Here is an 18,288-nt window from a genome sequence, read left to right on the forward strand (position 1 = left end):
CCGCCGAAGTGCGCGAGGCGCACTTCGCCCGCTGCGAGCGGCTTCGCGACGGGCTCGATGGCGCGCGCGCGCCATGCGTCGAAGGCGTCGCCGGCATTGGGCGCGGCGCTCGCGACCTGCTCGCGCAGCGCGTCGAGTTCGGTTTTCAGCGTGGCACGCAGCGTGTCGTCGCGATGATCAGATCGGGCGCGAACGCCGTGCGCGGCGTCAGCGCGACCAGCGCGCCCGCCTCGGCGGGATTCGCAAGCGTGTGCGTGCCGCCCGCCGCGAGCGCGGCGAACGCGGGAATCGCGCGCAGCGGCGCGGGAACATCGACGCCCGTCAGATCGACGGTGTCGCCCGCGACCGGCCACGCGCGCGTGACGGGCGTGCGGCCATCGCGCTGCAGCAGCGCTTCGAGACGCCAGCCGGCATCGAACGCGCCCGCGCCGAGCGTGCGCGCCCCGAGCGTCACGACGGGCTTGTGCGGCAGCGCGCTCCATGCGCTGCGCAGATCGGCGATCGAATCGGGATCGAAGCGATAGGTGAAGCGCGTGGTGGGCGCGATGCGCCACACATTGCCGATGGCCGTCTGATCGCTGCACGCGCTGTCGCTGATCACCGACGACCAGTCGAGCCCGACCCGCACGGAACCGTTGGCGCGCGGCGCACCGTCCACGCCGAGCGTCGCCGAGCCGTCGCCCTGATCCTGCGTCGGGCTGCGCGAAAACACGGGGGCGCCGTCGAGCGACACCAGCATCGTCGTGCGCCCGCCGTTGCCGCGCAAATAGCCGCCGTCGATCTGCAGCGAAGCATCGCTCAGCGCGACGCCGGCTGGCACGGGCAGATATAGCTCCTGGCGGCCGTCCGGCGCGCGCAGCACGATGGGTTCGCGCAGCCCGAGCTCCGTCAGCGCGACGGTGCGCGTCGCGAGCCGGCCGCTGCCGAGTTGCGCGAAACTGCCGGCGACATCGGCGGGCTGCTGGGCCTGGGCGGCCGTCGCGATGAACAGCAGCGCGGCCAATGCATTCGGACGAAAACGCGCGAGACGGCGCGTGGGCATGGCGGAAATCACGTGTATGGTCTCTCGATCGCCGCGCAGCCACCGAAGCGGGCCGTGCGGCAAGGTTAATCTGGGACAGCGGGCGGTTAGCGGCTCACGCGATGCATCTGAGCGTGATATCGGCGCGGATGGCGCGCGCTGAATCCCGCTGAGGCATGCGCGTTCGCGCTAGCAGTCCGCGGGCGCGCATCCGGCGGCGGGCGCACCGCCGCTGCCGGATGCGGCGTCGATGCTCGTGAATTCGTCGAACGGACGGCCCGTGAGCGCCGCGACGATCCGCGCCGACGCATGGCCATCGCCGTATGGATTGAGGCGGCGCGCAAACGCGCGTGCGCGTCGACATCGTCGAGCAAGGCCGACACGGCCTGCACGATCGCCTCGCGCTGCGTGCCCACGAGCCGCACCGTCCCCGCTGCGACGGCTTCCGGCCGCTCGGTCACGTCGCGCATCACGAGCACGGGCTTGCCGAGCGCGGGCGCTTCTTCCTGCACCCCGCCCGAGTCGGTCAGGATGATCGACGCGCGCTGCATCAGGCGCACGAAGCCGAGATAGTCGAGCGGCTCGATCAGGTGGACGTTGCGCGCACCGCTCAATGACGCCTGCACCGGCCCGCGCACGTTCGGATTCAGGTGAACGGGATAGACGATCTGCACGGCGCCCGTGGCGGCCAGATCGCCGAGCGCCGCGCAGACGTTCGCGAAGCCCTCGCCGAAGCTTTCCCGGCGATGACCGGTCACGAGCAGCACAGGCAGTGCGTCGTCAAGTAGCGGCAGGTGGGCGTCGAGCCGGGCACGCAGCGCGGCGTCGCTGTCGATGCGCGCCGTGGTCAGGTTCAGCGCGTCGATCACGGTATTGCCCGTCACGATGACGCGGCCGTGCAGCGACTCTCGCGCGAGATTTGCCTTCGAGCTCGCCGTGGGCGCGAACATCAGATCGCTCATCACATCGACGACGCGGCGGTTCATCTCTTCCGGCCACGGCTGGAGCAGATCGCCCGTGCGCAGACCCGCTTCTACATGCCCGACGGGAATACGCCGATGGAACGCGGCCAGCGCCGACGCCGAGGCCGTCGTCGTGTCGCCGTGGACCAGCACGCGGTCGGGCCGAACGGCGGCCAGCACGTCGTCGAGCGCCGCGATGATGCGTGCGGCCAGTTCGTTGAGCGTCTGGTTGCCCGTCATCAGGGCGAGATTGTGGTGCGGCTCGATGCCGAACAGGTCGAGCACCTGGTCGAGCATCTGCTGATGCTGCCCCGTCACGCAGACGACTGATTCGATATCGGCATCGCGTTCCAGCTGTTTGACGAGCGGCGCCATTTTGATGGCTTCCGGCCGCGTGCCGAAAATCGACAAAATCCTGATTGGCATATTCTGGTCTTCTTCTTTTTAAATACTGACGCCGCGGGCGACGCCGGGCGGATTAATCATCCGCACCGCCGTGCTTTGCAGCCGCTTTGCATCCCTATTCGCCGCCCGGTATTTCACAACCCCGTATTTCACAATCCGATTGGTAGGACAAAATCAAACAAAGCACTGCGTCGAACGCGCCGAAAGCGCAATGAAAGCGGCCGGCTTTCGATAACAGCCGCGGCCCGATAGATGCAGGCTGAACTCACCTTTATCGCGACATCGTCGGAAAACGACGCGCATTTTAGCGCGCATCTGACGAAATTTTGCGAATGAATTGGGGTCCAACTTTGCGTTGGATGGCATCTGCGCAGCGGCGGAACCCGCCGTCCAGATGCGCGCGTATGCGCTCGCGACCGCGCAAACGTTTCCAACGTCGTACGCGAATGAAAAATCAAACCGCAAAATCCATTGGAATGAAACGGAACATGCGCGGGGATATGATTAGTGTGTCGAAGAAAATATCGGCGGCAAACGTTTTCGATGATTTTCTTTCGATTGACGCACTACCATTGAATTAGCGGCGGCTTGATGCGCCAGGTCGATTTTCGCGATACGGCACGTTTTAGCCCGCGATAATCGTCGGCGCATAATCCCTTCATTTGGGATTAACGAACTGTTGCCTGAAGACAACAGGTGCTGTACGAAGCGGGCACGCGCGATGCTGTGCCCTGACGGCGGAGAAACACCGCACCGACGCGCCGCACCGCCGCGCACTACCGTCCGGCACCGACCGGCTGCCGCCCCGATCTGTCCAGCAATCCAGCCTTGGAGGGTTCTATGCTTCGCTACGCTGCCATCTTTTTCGTCATCGCGATCATCGCCGCCGTGTTCGGCTTTGGAGGGGTCGCCGCCGGCGCGGCCGAAATCGCCAAGGTGCTCTTCTTCATCTTCATCGTGATCTTCCTGGTCACGCTGCTGATGGGCGTCATCCGACGGTAACGCGCGCCCTTGTACCGCGCCCGCACTCCGGATGACGATGAGGCGCATGACCGGCTGCGTCATGCGCCCGTTCGCACCGTGGAAAGATCAGTCCGCCGCGCGGGACTCCAGCGCGCTCAGCGCTTCGTTCAGCCGCAATGCGCGGTTTTTTTGCGCCGGAATGCTCACGGCGGCGGTGACATCGTCGACCCGCTTGCGCCAGTACGACAGCGGAATGTGATCCGTGCCGGAAATACGCGCCAGCACTTGCTCGAGATGGTCGAGATCCAGCTCAATCTGATGATGGTTCATGTCTTTCCCCGATCGCACCGTCCACGCGGCTCGACTACGGGGTCGTCGCGGCGGCATCGAATTGATATGTGGTGAAAGAGGCCGTCGCCGCCTGCGTCAATCGATCCTGTCCGCCGGAATTGCATGGCAAGCAAGTTTGGCAGGCGGTCGCAGCCCTCGGACGCACAATATGACATCCTGGGAAAAGCTCTCGCAAGCTCACTGTTGCTTATGCGAGGAATCCTCACAACTTTCGTGCGCTTGTAAAACTGTCATCCTGCGCGGCAGGCGCGGCGTGTCGGGGCCGAGCTCGTAGTTCAAAAAGCCGAGTATCAGGCGCACCATTTCGTCTTCGAACGCGTCAGTGCCGAGATATTGCGGCCGCTCCATCGCGGTGGCCAGCACGACGCCGGAGATCGCCCGAAACAGTACGAAGCGTGCTTCGTCGCAGGCGATGCGCTTGCCGAGTTCGGGATTCTCGCGATTGAGCGCCGACGAAATCATCTCGAAGTAGCGCAGCATGCCGATTCCGATCGGCGTGTCGGGCGGCGCGTCGGCCCACTCCGCCCGCAAGATGCCATACAGCCGCGGGCGGTCGCCGATGAACGCCGCGACCGCGCGAATCATGCGGCGCGCGTTGAGCCCCGTGCCGAACGGCGCCGGCTGCGCAAGCGCTTCCTTCATTAGCGCCGTCAGGCGTTCCAGCTCGCGCCGCGCGAGCGCCTCGACCAGCCCGTCCTTGTTCGGAAAATACTGATAGATCGCACCGATGCTAAAGCCAGCCGTATCGGCGACGCGCTGTGTCGTCAGCCCCGCCTTGCCATGCGCTTCGAGCGTGCGGGCGGCGGCTTCAAGAATGCTGTCGAGCGCGAATTCGGCGCGCGCCTGCTTGGGCCGCCGACGCGACGTAGGAGTCGTGGGCAAAGATTCTCCGTAGCGTTTTAGGTTGTTGGTTGTTGCGCTTGCAACGTCTCGCCGAATCGAACGTCGACTCATGCATGACGCATGAATCTTGCCGGCCGACATGCGATCGATGATGGATTGCACGGCGTCCAGTTCAAGCGAGGTTATCACGCGCATTCGCCAAACGGCACGCCTGGCGCGCGTCAGCGGCGCAGCGCGCGCGACGGCCGTTCGACCGAGCCCAGATCGAGCGCTTCGCACAGGAAGGTTTGCAGCGCGTCGACAGCCGCCCTCTGTGCGAGCGCGCCCGACGCACGAACAGGCCGAGATCGGCGGCGGGCGGCTCGGGCAGGCCGTCGGCGGCGCCGAGTACGCGCATCGTGTCGTAACGGATATTGCCGTCGAGCAGCACCGATACGCCGAGCCCCGCTTCCACCGCCGACTGCACGGCGGGCAGGCTGGTGCTCGTGCAGACCACGCGCCAGGCGATGCCCGCCCGCCGCAGGATCGTCATCACCTGCTGCTGCCACAGGCATGCGCCGCCGAACGCGACGAGCGGCAGCGGCGCGGCGGCATCGGCCAGATAGCCGCGCGCGCCGACCCAGAACAGCGGCTGCGTCCACGTAACGAGCGGCGTCGCGTCGACCATCGCCGGATCACCGACGAGCACATCGAGCGCGCCGTCGGCGAGGCGCTGCGACAGCGCGGCGCTCGCATCGACGACGATCTCCAGCGCGACTTGCGGATGCGCGGCCGAAAAGCGCCGCAGCGCGCGCGGCAGGCGGCCGACGGCCACGTCTTCGAGCATTCCGAGGCGCACGGTGCCTGCGACGGCGCCGACTTCGAGCGCGCGGCGCGCGTCCTCGCCCGCGCCGAGAATCGCGTGGGCGTAAGGCAGCAGCCGATGCCCCGCTTCCGTCAGACGCACGCCGCGCGGCGAACGGTCGAGCAGGCGCTGGCCGATGTCCTCTTCGAGACGGCGCAGCTGCATGCTGACGGCCGCCTGCGTGCGCGCAAGCCGAACCGCTGCCGCGCTGACGGCGCCCGTTTCGGCGACCGTCACGAAGGCTCGTAGAAGACTGCTGTCGAAGTCGCGCATTATCAACGTTCGTGATATCGGCATAAGCATTATCAGCATATCTTAACGCCGGATTCGCCGATATGATGAACGCTCTTCTCCTATTTCAGACGTTCGCCCACACGCTGCGCGCATGCCGACATGAAAGATTCCTCGCTCGCCAATCCCGCCGACTTCGTCGCCAAGCCCCCGCCCGGTGAGACCGCGACGACGTCGCGGCACGTCGGTTTTGCCGCGCTGCTGGGTCTCGCGTCGATGTCATCCGTGCAGTTCGGCGCCGCCTTGTCCGCGCCGACAATGGACGCTTTCGGCGCGTTCAGCACGACATGGCTCCGGCTGGCATGGGCCGCGGCCATTCTTGCGCTCGTCGTGCGTCCGAGGCTGCGCAGCTATTCGCGCGCGCACTGGCTCGCGGCGGGCGTGCTCGGCATCGCAATGGCGGGCATGACGCTGTGCTTCTTCTCGGCGATCGAGCGCATTCCGCTCGGCCTTGCCGTCGCGATCGACTTTCTCGGTCCCCTCAGCGTCGCGACGCTCGGCGTGCGGCGTCCGTGTTCGCTGCTGTGGCCGCTGCTCGCGGTGGCGGGCGTGCTGCTGCTCGCGCACGATCGCGCGGGCTGGATCGGCGAGCCGGTTGGCATGTTGCTCGCGGCGGGCGCGGCGTGCGGCTGGGGCAGCTACATCGTGCTGATGAAGAAGACGGGCGCGCTGTTCAAAGGGCTCGAAGGGCTGTCGGTGTCGCTGATCGCGGCGGCGTTGGCCGCGACGCCCTTCGGACTCCTCGACCACGGCTTGCACATCGCGCCGCTGCAGCTTGCCGCGACCGCGGGGCTCGCGCTGCTGGTGCCGCTCCTGCCCTACGCGCTGGAGATGATCGCGCTGCGTCACATGCCCGCTTCGTCATTCGGCATCCTGATGAGCCTCGAGCCCGCCATTGGCGCGCTCGCGGGCTTTGTCGTGCTGCATCAGCCGATGACGGCGCTGCAGCTGGCGGGCACGCTGTTCGTCGTGAGCGCGAGCGTCGGCGTGATCGTCGCGGCGAGGTGACGCCAAGGAAACGACGACGGAAACAAAGAAGCGGCGTCTACAATCGGTGGTTCCAGTTTCGATTAACGAGGAACCCAACATGACCGACGACGAACGCGCGATTCGCCAACTGATCGACACGTGGCTCGCCGCAAGCAAGGCCGGCGACACCGCGACCGTGCTGAGCCTGATGACCGACGACGCCGTCTTCATGGTGCCGGGCCAGAAACCATTCGGCAAAGCCGCGTTCATGGCGGCTTCCGAGGCGCAGAAGAACGTGGACATCGACGGCAAGAGCGACATTCTCGAACTTCAGGTGCTGGGCGACTGGGCGTTCCTGCGCTCGCACCTCGTCATCACCATCACGCCCAAAGACGGCTCAGCGCCGCCGATGCGCCACGCGGGCAACACGCTCACCATCCTGCGCAAGGAACTCGACGGCCGCTGGCTGCTCGCGCGCGACGCCAATCTGCTCGTCGCGCAGACGTGAGCGGATGCGACACGCCGGGTCAGCGTAGGACCCAGCGCATCGCACAGGCGATCATCGCTGCCACGGCGCGTCGCGCGACGTATCGAGCCTGCCGTAGCGTTCGATCGCTTCCCTGACGACAGCGCGCGCAAGCGCGCCTTCGTCGGCGAGCGCTTTGAGCGCCGCAATCGCAATCGACACACGATCCACTTCGAAGAACGCCCGCAACGCGGCGCGCGTGTCGCTGCGCCCAAAGCCGTCGGTGCCGAGCGTCACGTAGCGGCGCGGCACGTACGCGCGGATCAGCTCGGGCACGGCGCGCACGTAATCCGTCGCCGCGATCACCGGGCCTTTCGAACCGGCGAGTGCGGCGCTCACGTAAGGCGCGGCGCCTTTGGCGTCTTCGTCTTCGAACAGACGCTCCGCACGCTCCGATGCGACGCCGTCGCGATGCAGTTCGGTGAAGCTCGTCACGCTCCACACGGCGGCGTCGATCTGCCAGTCGTCCTTCAGCATGCGCGCCGCCGCCTGCACTTCGCCGAGTATCGCGCCCGAGCCGAGCAACTGGACCTGCGCCAAATCGGGCGCGGCGGCATCGAGGGCGTACATGCCCTTGAGCACGCCTTCGCGCACGCGGTCCACCGGCGCGTCGGGCAGTGACGGCTGCGCGTAGTTCTCGTTCGTGACGGTCAGGTAATAGAACACGTCGCGCTGGCGTCCGATCATCTCCTGCATGCCTTCGTCGACAATCATCGCGACTTCGTAAGCGAACGCCGGGTCGTACGCGCGGCAGTTCGGCACCGTCGATGCCGCCAGATGGCTCGTCCCGTCCTGATGCTGCAAACCCTCGCCGCCGAGCGTCGTCTTGCCCGCCGTTGCGCCGATCAGGAAGCCTCGCGCGCGTTGATCGGCGGCGGCCCAGATCAGATCGCCGATGCGCTGGAAGCCGAACATCGAGTAGTAGATGTAGAACGGCAGCATGGGCAGATCGTGCACGCTGTACGACGTGGCCGCCGCGATCCACGACGACACCGCGCCCGCCTCCGAAATGCCCTCCTCGAGAATCTGCCCTTTGGTGTCCTCGCGGTAGTAGAGCATCGAGCCCATGTCTTCGGGCTCGTACAGCTGGCCGAGCGGCGAATAGATGCCGACCTGGCGGAACAGGTTCGCCATGCCGAACGTGCGCGCTTCGTCCGCGACGACGGGCACGACGCGCGGACCGAGCGACGCGTCCTTCAGCAGGTTGCCGAGCATGCGCACGACGGCCATCGTCGTCGACATTTCCTTGCCGTTCGACTCCAGCGCGAATTGCCCCCAGGAAGGCAACGCGGGCACGGTCGGTGCCCGCGATGCCGCTTTCCGCCTTCTGGGCAGATAGCCTCCGAGTGCTGCCCGGCGCGCATGCAGGTACTGCATTTCCGGGCTGTTTGCCGCTGGCTTGTAGAACTTCAACTGCTCGACATCGTCATCCGACAACGGCAAACGGAAGCGGTCGCGAAACGCCTTCAGCTGCTCGACGTCGAGCTTCTTCTGCTGATGCGTCGTCATGCGCCCCTGGCCGATCGAACCCATGCCGAAGCCCTTCATCGTCTTCGCCAGGATCACAGTGGGCTGGCCGCTGTGCTTCAATGCGCGGTCATACGCGGCGTGCAGCTTGCGCACGTCGTGGCCGCCGCGCCGCAAGCGGTCGATGTCGTCGTTGCTCAGGTGCGCGGCGAGCGCGGCCAGCTCCGGGTTCTGCCCGAAGAAACGCTCGCGGTTGTAGGCGCCGTCGTTGGCGGAGAAGGTCTGGAACTGGCCGTCGACGGTATGGGCGAACGCCCTCAACAAAGCGCCCGTGCGGTCGCGTGCGAAGAGGGCATCCCAGTCCGAGCCCCACACCACCTTGATCACGTTCCAGCCCGCGCCCGTGAACTGCGCTTCGAGTTCGTCGATGATGCGGCCGTTGCTGCGCACGGGACCGTCCAGCCGCTGCAGGTTGCAGTTGATCACGAACACGAGATTGTCGAGCCCTTCGCGCGCCGCCAGCGACAACGCGCCGATCGATTCGGGCTCGTCCATCTCGCCATCGCCGAAGAAGCCCCACACCTTGCGGCCTTCCGTCTTCAGCAGATGGCGGTTCTGCAGATAGCGCATGAAGCGCGCCTGGTAGATCGCGTTGATAGGCCCGATGCCCATCGAGCCCGTCGGAAACTGCCAGAAATCGGGCATCAGCCACGGATGCGGATACGAGCACAAGCCCGGCCCCGCAATCTCGCGCCGGTAGTGTTCGAGATGCGTTTCGTCGAGAAAGCCTTCGAGAAACGCGCGCGCATACACACCGGGCGACGAATGCGGCTGAAAGTAGACGAGATCGCCGCCGCGCGCTTCGCCGCTTTCGCCAGCCGTGTCGGCGCGGAAAAAATGGTTGAAGCCGACCTCGAACAGATCGGCCGCCGACGCGTAGCTCGCGATATGGCCGCCCAGCTCGCCATAGGCGCGGTTCGCGCGCACGACCATCGCGAGCGCGTTCCAGCGCAGCGCCGCGGCGAGTTTCTCTTCGATGTCGAGGTCGCCGGGATAAGGCGGCTGCTGATCGACGGGAATGGTGTTCGTGTACGGCGTGACGTTGGCCCGCGCCGTCGCGACGCCGTTGCCCAGCGCGTGCGCCGCCAGCCTGTCGAACAGGTATTGCGCGCGCTCGATGCCGACGTGCTGGACGACGCCATCCAGCGCGGCGAGCCATTCGGCCGTCTCCTGCGGATCACTGTCGATGCGGGCCTGCGTGAGGTCGAAAAGGGGTTGAGCACCGCTCGATAAATCCGTCATGGCGCGACTCCGGCTGAAAGGCGTAGGTGAAAACCGACTCGAAAACGTCCAGTCAGCTTACCCATGCAACCGCAAAATGTGCGTCTCTTTTGCTTGCCGCGGCGCTGTCGGATAGTGTATTTATTCCGGATACGACGCCTTTCATGGAATGTTTACACTATGACTTCCGATACCCGGGCTGCCTCGCGGCGTCTCGACCGCATCGACATCGCGATTCTCCAGCAGCTCCAGCAGAACGCGCGCATCACGAACGCGGAGCTGGCGCGCGCCGTCAATCTGTCGCCGACGCCCTGCTTCAACCGCGTGCGCGCGCTCGAAAAGCTCGGGCTGTTCCGTCAGCAGGTCACGCTGCTCGACGCCGAGGCGCTCGGGCTGCGCATCAACGTGTTCATCCAGGTGAGCCTCGAGAAGCAGGTCGAAGACGCGCTGCGCCGATTCGAGCAGGAAGTCGGCGAACGCCCCGAGGTGATGGAGTGCTATCTGATGACGGGCGACGCCGACTATCTGCTGCGCGTCGTGGTGCCCGACATGCAGGGCCTCGAACGCTTCATCGTGCAGTGGCTCACGAAGATTCCCGGCGTGTCGAACATCCGCTCGAGCTTCGCGCTCAAGCAGGTGCGCTACAAGACGGCGTTGCCGCTGCCCGTCGCGGGGCTCACGCTGTCCGCCGACGACGACGCGCCGCGCGAATGGGCGTGAGCCGCGCGCGGCGTCGATCGACCGACGCACCGATGGACATGCGCGAGCATAAACGTGCATCAGCGGTCATAAGCGGCTGCGAGCGAATCGCGCCCTCGCCCGCTCAGCCCTGCGGCGAGACGCGTTCGCGCAACTCGCGCCGGATGACCTTGCCCGTCGCCGTCATCGGCAGCGCTTCGAGGAAATGGATCGTGCGCGGATACTCATGCGCGGCGAGATGGGTCTTGACGTGCTGCTGCAGCGTTTGCGCGAGCGCGTCGTTCGCCTCGTGGCCTGGGTTCAGCACGACGAACGCCGTGACGATTTCGGTGCGCTGCGCATCGGGTGCGCCGACCACGGCGGCCATCCGCACGGCGGGGTGCCGCAGCAAGCAGTCTTCGATCGGCGCGGGGCCGATCCGGTAGCCCGCGCTCGTGATGACGTCGTCGTCGCGGCCGACGAAACGGATGTAGCCTTCGGCGTCCATCACGCCCATGTCGCCCGTCAGCAGCCAGTCGCCGCGAAACTTGTCGCGCGTCGCGGCTTCGTTGCGCCAGTAGCCGAGGAACATCACCGGGTCGGGCGCCTGAATCGCGATGTTCCCGGGTTCGCCGCGCGGCACGGCCTGTCCGGCGGCATCGACGATCGCCACGCGATGACCAGGCACGGCTTTGCCCATCGAACCGGGACGCGGCTCGAACAGCGTCGCGCACGACCCGACCACCACGTTGCATTCCGTCTGTCCGTAGAACTCGTTGATCGTCACGCCCAGCGCGCGCTGCCCCCACGCGATCAACTCCGCGCCGAGCGACTCGCCGCCGCTCGCGACGGCGCGCAGCGAGAGCTGCCAGCGCTCGGGGCGGTCGACGGCGCGCATCATCTTCAGCGCGGTCGGCGGCAAGAACGCGTGGGTGACGCCGTGACGCTGCATCAGGTCGAATGCGGCGACGCCGTCGAACTTCTCGAAGCGCCGCGCCAGCACCGTCACGCCGTGATGCCATGCGGGCAGCAGCACGTCGAACAGACCGCCGATCCATGCCCAGTCCGCGGGAGTCCACATCAGCGTTGCGTTCGTCGGGAAGAACGCCTGCGGCATCTCCACGCCCGGCAGATGACCCAGCAGCACGCGATGCGCGAGCAGCGCGCCCTTTGGCTTGCCCGTCGTGCCGGACGTGTAAATGATGACGGCGGGATCATCGGCGGACGTCGCTTCGGATTTGAACGCCGCGGCGCTGCCGTTGAGCGCCCGCCAGAACGATTGCACCTGCAGCGCGGGATCGGCGTCGTCCACATCGACACAGAAGATCGTGCGCAAATCGGTGAGGCTCGCGCGCACGGAAGCGATCTTCTGCGCGCCGCCCAGGTCCGTGACCAGCGCGACGGCTCCGCTGTCGGACAGGCGATATTGCAGCGCATCCGGACCGAACAGCGCGAAGAGCGGCACCGCGATGGCGCCGCACTTGTAGACGGCGACATGCGCGAGCGCCGTTTCCACCGATTGCGCGAGGAAGATGCCGACGCGGTCGCCCTTCTTCACGCCGCTGTCGCGCAGCGCATTCGCAAAACGGTCCGACAACGACTTCAGTTCGTCGAAGGTATAGCGCGTTGCGTGCCCTTCGTGCGTCTCGCAGATCAACGCGAGGCGCCCGCTGCCATCCGCCCACTTGTCGCAGACGTCGACACCGATGTTGTATTGCGGCGGGATGCGCCATTCGAACGCGGCAGCGAGGTCGTCATAGGTAACGGCGGCGGGAAGCATCGTTGTCTCCTGAGGCTTGATCATGGGCGGGCGAGCATCGGCCGGCTCCGTCCGCGTCGACATCGCGTGAACATCATAAGCAGGCTGATGGCACGCTCGCGCTGGCTACGCTGACAATTGCGAAAGGGCAATGTAATGTCGCGGTTTGTCATCGAGTATCGTCGATGACAGCGTGATTACCGCTAGAGTTTTTTTCCGATTGCCTGACCGGGCCTCGCCCGCGACAATGCGCCAACCGAGGGAGGACTATGAAGAAGTGCATTCTGCTTGCCGGCATCGGCGTACTTGCCGCGTGCACCGCGGTATCCGGCGTGGACAGGAAGCAGAACGGCTACCTCTCGGTCACGAGTCACGCGCGCTGGAACCTGGCATCGTGGAATAGCGTGCGCAATGCCGGGGTCAAGCATGCGAGGGCCTATTGCCGCGACCAGGACAAGCAGATGCACACCGTCGAAATTCACACGAACGGTGTGCGCAGTGCAGGCAATCAGACGGTCGAAGTCGTGTTCGAGTGTTTTTGACGCGGCAGTGAATCGCGTCGCGGCGCTCAGTGCGTGTTCGCGTGCTCCGCGACGGTGTCGCCGAAATGGCTGGCGACGAAGGCGCGCATCGCGGCAATCAGCGGCGTGGCGCCCGCCTGTTCGATGGTGCTTGCGCCGGCGGGAACGGAGCCCGTCCATGCAGCATGCTCGCCGGCTGCGGCGGGCACGAGATGGATTCGCGCGCGTTCGATGATCGGGCCGCACTGGGCCCAGTCCGTCGATGGCGCGAAGGCGGCTTCGAGCGCGCCCGCGGGATCACCGTCGCAGGCAGGCTCTTCGATCCAGCAAAAGCCGTCGTCGACGCGCGGCTTCGGCAGATTGTCTGCCCGTGCAACCCAGTAATCGAGTAACGCGCCTTCCAGATCTGAAACTCTCATCTCTGCTCCTCGTGGAGATCGTGTGTGGCGAAGCCAGCTTCGATTGTGCATCAAGTTCGTGTTGTGCTTTGTGACGCTGCACGCTTCGCTCGCGGCGTCTACCGTCAACTGATTCGCGCGAGGCACCATGACCCTCGACAACCGACACGCCATCCCGCATGCAATCCAACAGTCAATCCGGCGCGCGGCATGGTCGCGCGTGCTGGGCGCGACGTGGCTCGGCATCGCCGCGATGTCCGCCGATGCCGCCAGCGCGTCCGCCCATGCGTCGGCGTCGAACAGAACCATCATCATCGACGCGCAAGGCGACTCGACGATGTGGGGCTACCAGACCTCCGACGATTTCAGGAAGTCGTGGCAGACGCCCAACAACCCGCCTGCGCTCCTGCAAGCCGCGTTGCGCGCCCGTTTCGGACCGCACGTGATCGTGCAGAACAACGGCGTGCCCGGCGCGACGCTCGTCGATCGCGAGAAAGGCGTCAACGGATACGGCCAGCCCTACGCGCAGTTCGTGGCGACGTCGCCGGCCCATATTGTGATCGTGAACTTCGCGCTCAACGACGCCGACAATCACGTCAAGGAGCCGCCCGCCGCGTTTCGCGCGCACCTGATGCGCTTCATCGAGCAATCGCAGGGCGCCGGCCGCATCGTCGTGCTCGAGGAACCGAACCCCGTCGATTACGCCGCGAACAGGACGATCGTGCCGCGCTATGTCGCCGTCGTCGACGAGATGGCGAAGCACTACCGGCTCGCGCTGATCCGGCAGTACGGCTACATCGGCGCGATGCACGACTGGCGTTCGCTGTTGATCGACGGCGTGCATCCGACGGATGCCCTCTATCGCCTCAAGGCCGAGCGGCAGCGCGAAGTGGTCGAGCCGATCGTGGCGAAACTGGTCGAGTGACTGTGGCGGCGCGATTGAAGGACCACGACTCTTCGCCGCTGCGCAGCGAATAGACGATCGCCTGCAGAACATCGTCGACGGCCATGCTGACCTCGTCACCTCGTCACGTGCGGGCGCATGTTCGTTTCGAGCGCCGCCCTGTTCGAACGGCCGCGCACGCACTACGACCGCGCGACGTGCGGTCGGCACTACACGCGGCTACACGATGCCGACGCGCCGCATGCCTGGCGAAGCTTCGTGACGCGAAATTGTTGCATCTGCGCGCCCCTCATCCGCGTATACAAAGTCAGGCACGCCGTTTTTTCGTGCCGCGATCAGGAGATATGGGATGAGCAATGCAATGCATGCACTTCGCGTTTCGCGAATGACGATCGGCGCTATCGTCTTGCTGTCTGCAACAGCGGCGCTGGCGGGCGGCAACGGTAACGGCGGGACTGGCAGCGGGGGCGCTCACGGCGCCGCGACATCGGGAATGACCTATCACAGCGAACCGGTTTCCAGCCCTTGGGGACGAGCGCCCGGACAAGTGACGAAAAACACTGTGCCGGCCGACGACACGGCATCTGCGCTTGCGCCTCGCGGCGAAGACGAGCAGCGAAAAGTTCTGCAATGACGCTGTCGCGGAGGCGCTTCAGAGGGCCGGGTAACACGGCCTGAAGCCGGAAATCGCGGGCGCTGGGTGGCGCTGGGTGGCGCTCTGGCGGCGCCCGCGTCATACCGGCGACGCGTGGCGCAAATGCGATGCGCCGACGTTGCGCTTCCGTTGCACGGTTGGTTCGTCACGTCCCGCTAGTCACGTCGCGCTAAAGTGGCCGGCACAGCCGAGCAGACGATACGGATGCCGCATCCGCGCGGTTCTTCGCGACGTCACTCAAGCGATGCTTCAGAGACCCGCCAGCAATCGGAGAGAGCCTGATGCCGCCCCATCCGCAGCGCGGCAGCACGCTCGCGCTCGCCCGTCGCGCTGATACACTACCCCGCACGAAGGCGTACCTCAATCAGCCAGCCAGAGCGGAACATGTCCTCAAGGCAACCAGGCGGGAGACGCGGCACACCGGTCACACCAGGCTCTTCGGGCACGGCCGGGCGGAGCGATCTGGACGACATGCTCTCGGCCGCCGCCACGCGCGACAGGGCCGCCTTCGAGGCGCTCTATCGACGCACGTCGCCCACCCTCTTCGCTATCTGCATCAAGATGCTGCGCGACCGTTCCGAAGCCGAAGATCTGCTTCAGGACGTCTACGTCACCGCGTGGAACCAGGCGGCCACCTTCAATCCCGAACTGGCCAGTGCCATGACGTGGCTGGGCACGATCGCGCGCAACCGTGCCATCGACCGGCTCAGGCGCCGCCGCACCCAACCGCTCGATGAAACGTCCGTCGAAGAGATCGTCGACGAATCGCCGACACCTGCCGCGCTGGCACAACTCAGTCAGGAACGGCGGCGTCTGGAACGGTGTCTGCAAACGTTGCCGGACACGCAAAGAAAAGCTATCAGGGAGGCCTTTTTCACGGGTTTGTCGTACCCGGAGCTGGCCGCGCGAATGAGCGTTCCGCTCGGCACGTTGAAAAGCTGGATACGGCGCAGCCTGATGCAATTGAAGATCTGCCTCGAAAAATGAACACACCCGCCTTCTCCGACGAAAACGACCTTCGCTGCGCGGAGTATGTGCTCGGCGTGCTCGGAGCCGACGAGCGCCGTGAAATCGAACTCGCCTCCCAGCAGGAGCCGGGCATGGCCGAATCGATTGCGCGCTGGCAGACACGCCTGATGCCGCTCGGCGAAGACATCGGCGCAGAGGCGCCGCCGTCCTGGGTCTGGGATCGCGTGCAATCAAGGCTGGGTTGGACACAGACCGGCCGACAGGTTGGTCTGTGGAACAGTCTGCCGTTCTGGCGTCTGACGGGACTGGTGTCGGCCGCCGCTGTTTGCGTGCTCGTCGTTGTCCTCGTCAGAACCGCGCTGCTGGACAACGCGCGGGCGCCGTCTGCGGGTGCGCAGTATCTGGTTGCGACGCTCGGGCGACGGGGCGCGGGGCAAGGCTGGACCGCAACCGTAGATGCGCGACACGCGCAGATCGTGGTCGTGCCGCCTCGCGACTTCGCCATTGCCGCAGACCGGTCGACCCAGATGTGGATGATTCCCGAGGGATCGAAACCGGTGTCGCTCGGCGTCATTGATCCGCAACGTCCGACCGTCTTGCCTGTGAGTCGCGAGCAGATCGAGAGTCTTGGGCCGCAGACGGTGTTCGCGGTATCGCTGGAACCGCATGGCGGCTCGCCAAGCGGTCAGCCTACGGGCCCGGTGCTGGCATCGGGACGCGTTCAGGGGATCTGAGGTCGTGGTTGGGAATGCGGTTTGTTCGAATGCGGATCGCGGCGTTCGCTGATGCTGCGGTTGCTATGACGCGGGCTGGGACGACGGAAGGCACGGATCGGAGTGCTGACTTGCCGGTTGGCGTGGTGGAGCGATGGGCCCGCTCGGACATCGGTTAATACTCCTTACCGTACGGCGATAATCGCGTAATGACGGTCGTAACCCCCGGCTGCTTTTACGAGGACGACGAGGACGCGGGCGCCGTCGGCCAAGCCGCGGATCCTGTAACCGTATCGCCTGCCACGTATGACGAGCAATACGTCTCGCGCGACGAGGCGGCGAGGCCGTGGCACGCCTGGTGGACCTGATGCGCCACGCCGAGAACGAGGCGACGCGGCTGGCGGCGGCGCGCGAACTGCTGGACCGGGGTTTCGGCAAGGCGGTCCAGCATGCCGAGGTGAGCGCAGAGGTCAACACGACGCCGCGCAGCGTGCGTGAAATGTCCGACGAGGAATTGCTGGCGATACTTCAGGAGGGACGCACAGAGGGAGCGCGGACGCATAGCCGGGGCCAGTAACGACGTGCACTATTCTGCGCCGCGTGCACCCATTGAAAGCCTTCCAAAAAAAGAGTCATTTATTGTCAATTTTCCCGGCGCGGCCATCTCAAAAATTGCATCCGTCCATCGTCGGGTGTAGAACCGGCTAGTCAATGGTTGCGCGCGCAACGTGGCGAACCGTCTGGCTCACGGCCACGGTGCTATATCCGGGACGGCGCGGCCTGATCGCCCGGTGGCCGCCGCGTATGGCGTGCGCGAAGTCCGCCGATCTTCTTTCCCGATTGACCACGGAGCATCGCATGTCATGGCTTGACCAACCCCGCACGCTGGAGATCGCCAGCGCTGCCCTGCGGAAGTGGCTGGATGAATGCCTTTTCACGGTATCGCGCCTGACCGGCACCGAAAAGCTCGGCAGGCTCTACGACTACACCGTGGAGATCGCGACGAAGGACGATATCGGCCTGACCGTGCATGAGGCGAGAGCCATGGTCAAGGTGGACGAACTGGTCGGCAAGCAGGTGACTGTGAAGATCGCCACCGAGGGTAGCGGCACCTACGAGACGGGAACCATCGGCGTGTCTCCGTCGATCAATATCGGCGCGGACGTGCGCGAGATCACCGGCCTGATCGTGGCGGCGCAGTGCGTGGGCGCGGACACGCGGCGCGCATTCTACCGGCTGCGGATTCGCCCATGGCTCTTTTTAGCGACCCTCAACCAGGACTCAAGAATCTTCCAGGACCAGACGGTCGTGGAAATTTCCGAAACGATCCTGAAGAAATATCCGTTCCACTATGAACTGCGCCTGGCCGGCCCCGGCTTTGGCCGGCAGTATCCGAAGCGCGACTACCAGCGCATGTTCTGGGAGAGCGACTGGGGCTATCTGAATCGCCTGTGGCAGGAATGGGGCATCACGTTTTTCTACAACGGCCCGACGCTCGTGCTGTGCGATTCGACCGCCGCCTACAAGAAGCACGGCCCCGCGTATGCGACGCTACGATACCAGGACCGCGACGGCCAGCGCATCGACGAGGAACACGTCCACCAGTTCGAGATCGCGCGCGCCCTGACCACGGGCAAGGTCACCGTCACCGACTACGACTATACATAATCGCGGGCGAATCTTGCCACCAACGATACGGAATACAGCGAGCGCGCGAACGACAACATCGAGCACTACCTGCCGCAGTCCGGCCTCACCGGTGACGCAA

16 protein-coding genes and 3 pseudogenes are annotated in these 18,288 nt (G+C 65.5%); 11 read left to right on the forward strand and 8 right to left on the reverse strand.

All coding sequences use genetic code 11. The features are described 5' to 3' along the window. Positions 1–145: 145 nt before the first annotated feature. The gene (locus H3V53_RS35745; protein WP_336601855.1) at positions 146–1,042 is read right to left on the reverse strand and encodes a hypothetical protein; all 897 of its coding nucleotides are present in this window, start codon (positions 1,040–1,042) and stop codon (positions 146–148) included. 168 nt (positions 1,043–1,210) lie between these two features. After that, a pseudogene (gene wecB, locus H3V53_RS35750) lies at positions 1,211–2,409 on the reverse strand (non-hydrolyzing UDP-N-acetylglucosamine 2-epimerase). A gap of 819 nt (positions 2,410–3,228) precedes the next feature. Between wecB and H3V53_RS35755 the strand changes: the two are divergent. After that, entirely contained in the window at positions 3,229–3,390 is a 162-nt protein-coding gene (locus H3V53_RS35755) for a DUF1328 family protein (RefSeq protein ID WP_082427428.1), read from the forward strand. Between the two features lie 87 nt (positions 3,391–3,477). Here the strand turns inward: H3V53_RS35755 and H3V53_RS35760 are convergent, their stop codons facing one another. From H3V53_RS35760 to H3V53_RS35770, 3 genes and pseudogenes are all read right to left on the reverse strand, one after another. Further along, positions 3,478–3,681 carry a hypothetical protein gene (locus tag H3V53_RS35760; protein ID WP_336601856.1) on the reverse strand — a complete coding sequence of 68 codons (204 nt, stop codon included), beginning with the start codon at positions 3,679–3,681 and terminating at the stop codon, positions 3,478–3,480. Positions 3,682–3,879: 198 nt separating this feature from the next. Continuing rightward, the gene (locus H3V53_RS35765; protein ID WP_336601857.1) at positions 3,880–4,584 is read right to left on the reverse strand and encodes a TetR/AcrR family transcriptional regulator; all 705 of its coding nucleotides are present in this window, start codon (positions 4,582–4,584) and stop codon (positions 3,880–3,882) included. Positions 4,585–4,766: 182 nt separating this feature from the next. Next, positions 4,767–5,662, reverse strand: a pseudogene (locus H3V53_RS35770) (LysR substrate-binding domain-containing protein). A gap of 120 nt (positions 5,663–5,782) precedes the next feature. Here H3V53_RS35770 and H3V53_RS35775 point away from each other — a divergent pair. Both H3V53_RS35775 and H3V53_RS35780 read left to right on the forward strand, forming a co-directional pair. Continuing rightward, positions 5,783–6,688: an EamA family transporter gene (locus tag H3V53_RS35775; RefSeq protein ID WP_336601858.1), complete on the forward strand. Its 906-nt coding sequence runs from the start codon at positions 5,783–5,785 to the stop codon at positions 6,686–6,688. Positions 6,689–6,767: 79 nt separating this feature from the next. Next, on the forward strand, positions 6,768–7,157 hold the full coding sequence (locus H3V53_RS35780; RefSeq protein WP_336601859.1) for an SgcJ/EcaC family oxidoreductase: 390 nt from the start codon (positions 6,768–6,770) through the stop codon (positions 7,155–7,157). A 51-nt stretch (positions 7,158–7,208) separates the two neighbouring features. Here the strand turns inward: H3V53_RS35780 and mdeB are convergent, their stop codons facing one another. Beyond that, entirely contained in the window at positions 7,209–9,944 is a 2,736-nt protein-coding gene (gene mdeB, locus H3V53_RS35785) for an alpha-ketoglutarate dehydrogenase (protein ID WP_336601860.1), read from the reverse strand. 159 nt (positions 9,945–10,103) lie between these two features. Here mdeB and H3V53_RS35790 point away from each other — a divergent pair, with 159 nt between their 5' ends. After that, positions 10,104–10,643, forward strand: a complete 540-nt coding sequence (locus tag H3V53_RS35790; RefSeq protein ID WP_054926939.1) for an Lrp/AsnC ligand binding domain-containing protein — start codon at positions 10,104–10,106, stop codon at positions 10,641–10,643. 103 nt (positions 10,644–10,746) lie between these two features. Here the strand turns inward: H3V53_RS35790 and H3V53_RS35795 are convergent, their stop codons facing one another. Further along, complete coding sequence (locus H3V53_RS35795) at positions 10,747–12,381, reverse strand: acyl-CoA synthetase (protein WP_336601861.1); 1,635 nt, start codon at positions 12,379–12,381, stop codon at positions 10,747–10,749. A 248-nt stretch (positions 12,382–12,629) separates the two neighbouring features. Here H3V53_RS35795 and H3V53_RS35800 point away from each other — a divergent pair, with 248 nt between their 5' ends. Next, complete coding sequence (locus H3V53_RS35800) at positions 12,630–12,902, forward strand: hypothetical protein (protein WP_054926937.1); 273 nt, start codon at positions 12,630–12,632, stop codon at positions 12,900–12,902. A gap of 26 nt (positions 12,903–12,928) precedes the next feature. Here the strand turns inward: H3V53_RS35800 and H3V53_RS35805 are convergent, their stop codons facing one another. Beyond that, complete coding sequence (locus tag H3V53_RS35805) at positions 12,929–13,300, reverse strand: DUF2591 domain-containing protein (protein WP_336601862.1); 372 nt, start codon at positions 13,298–13,300, stop codon at positions 12,929–12,931. A gap of 127 nt (positions 13,301–13,427) precedes the next feature. On the opposite strand from H3V53_RS35805, the gene H3V53_RS35810 reads away from it, so the two are divergent. The 6 genes and pseudogenes from H3V53_RS35810 to H3V53_RS35835 all read left to right on the forward strand — a co-directional run. Further along, positions 13,428–14,204 carry an SGNH/GDSL hydrolase family protein gene (locus tag H3V53_RS35810; protein ID WP_336601863.1) on the forward strand — a complete coding sequence of 259 codons (777 nt, stop codon included), beginning with the start codon at positions 13,428–13,430 and terminating at the stop codon, positions 14,202–14,204. A gap of 328 nt (positions 14,205–14,532) precedes the next feature. Further along, positions 14,533–14,817 carry a hypothetical protein gene (locus H3V53_RS35815; RefSeq protein WP_336601864.1) on the forward strand — a complete coding sequence of 95 codons (285 nt, stop codon included), beginning with the start codon at positions 14,533–14,535 and terminating at the stop codon, positions 14,815–14,817. A gap of 492 nt (positions 14,818–15,309) precedes the next feature. Continuing rightward, positions 15,310–15,825 carry a sigma-70 family RNA polymerase sigma factor gene (locus H3V53_RS35820; protein WP_336601865.1) on the forward strand — a complete coding sequence of 172 codons (516 nt, stop codon included), beginning with the start codon at positions 15,310–15,312 and terminating at the stop codon, positions 15,823–15,825. Then, positions 15,822–16,541 (forward strand): anti-sigma factor, encoded by a 720-nt coding sequence (locus tag H3V53_RS35825; protein ID WP_336601866.1) that lies wholly within the window; start codon positions 15,822–15,824, stop codon positions 16,539–16,541. The genes H3V53_RS35820 and H3V53_RS35825 overlap by 4 nt, the downstream gene beginning before the upstream one ends. A 325-nt stretch (positions 16,542–16,866) precedes the next feature. Then, positions 16,867–17,097 (forward strand): hypothetical protein, encoded by a 231-nt coding sequence (locus H3V53_RS35830; RefSeq protein ID WP_336601867.1) that lies wholly within the window; start codon positions 16,867–16,869, stop codon positions 17,095–17,097. 281 nt (positions 17,098–17,378) lie between these two features. Continuing rightward, positions 17,379–18,287: pseudogene (locus H3V53_RS35835) on the forward strand (type VI secretion system Vgr family protein); the annotation flags it as partial. Between the last annotated feature and the right edge of the window lies 1 nt (position 18,288).

Source organism: Paraburkholderia bengalensis (assembly GCF_037126505.1).
Lineage (GTDB): Bacteria > Pseudomonadota > Gammaproteobacteria > Burkholderiales > Burkholderiaceae > Paraburkholderia > Paraburkholderia bengalensis.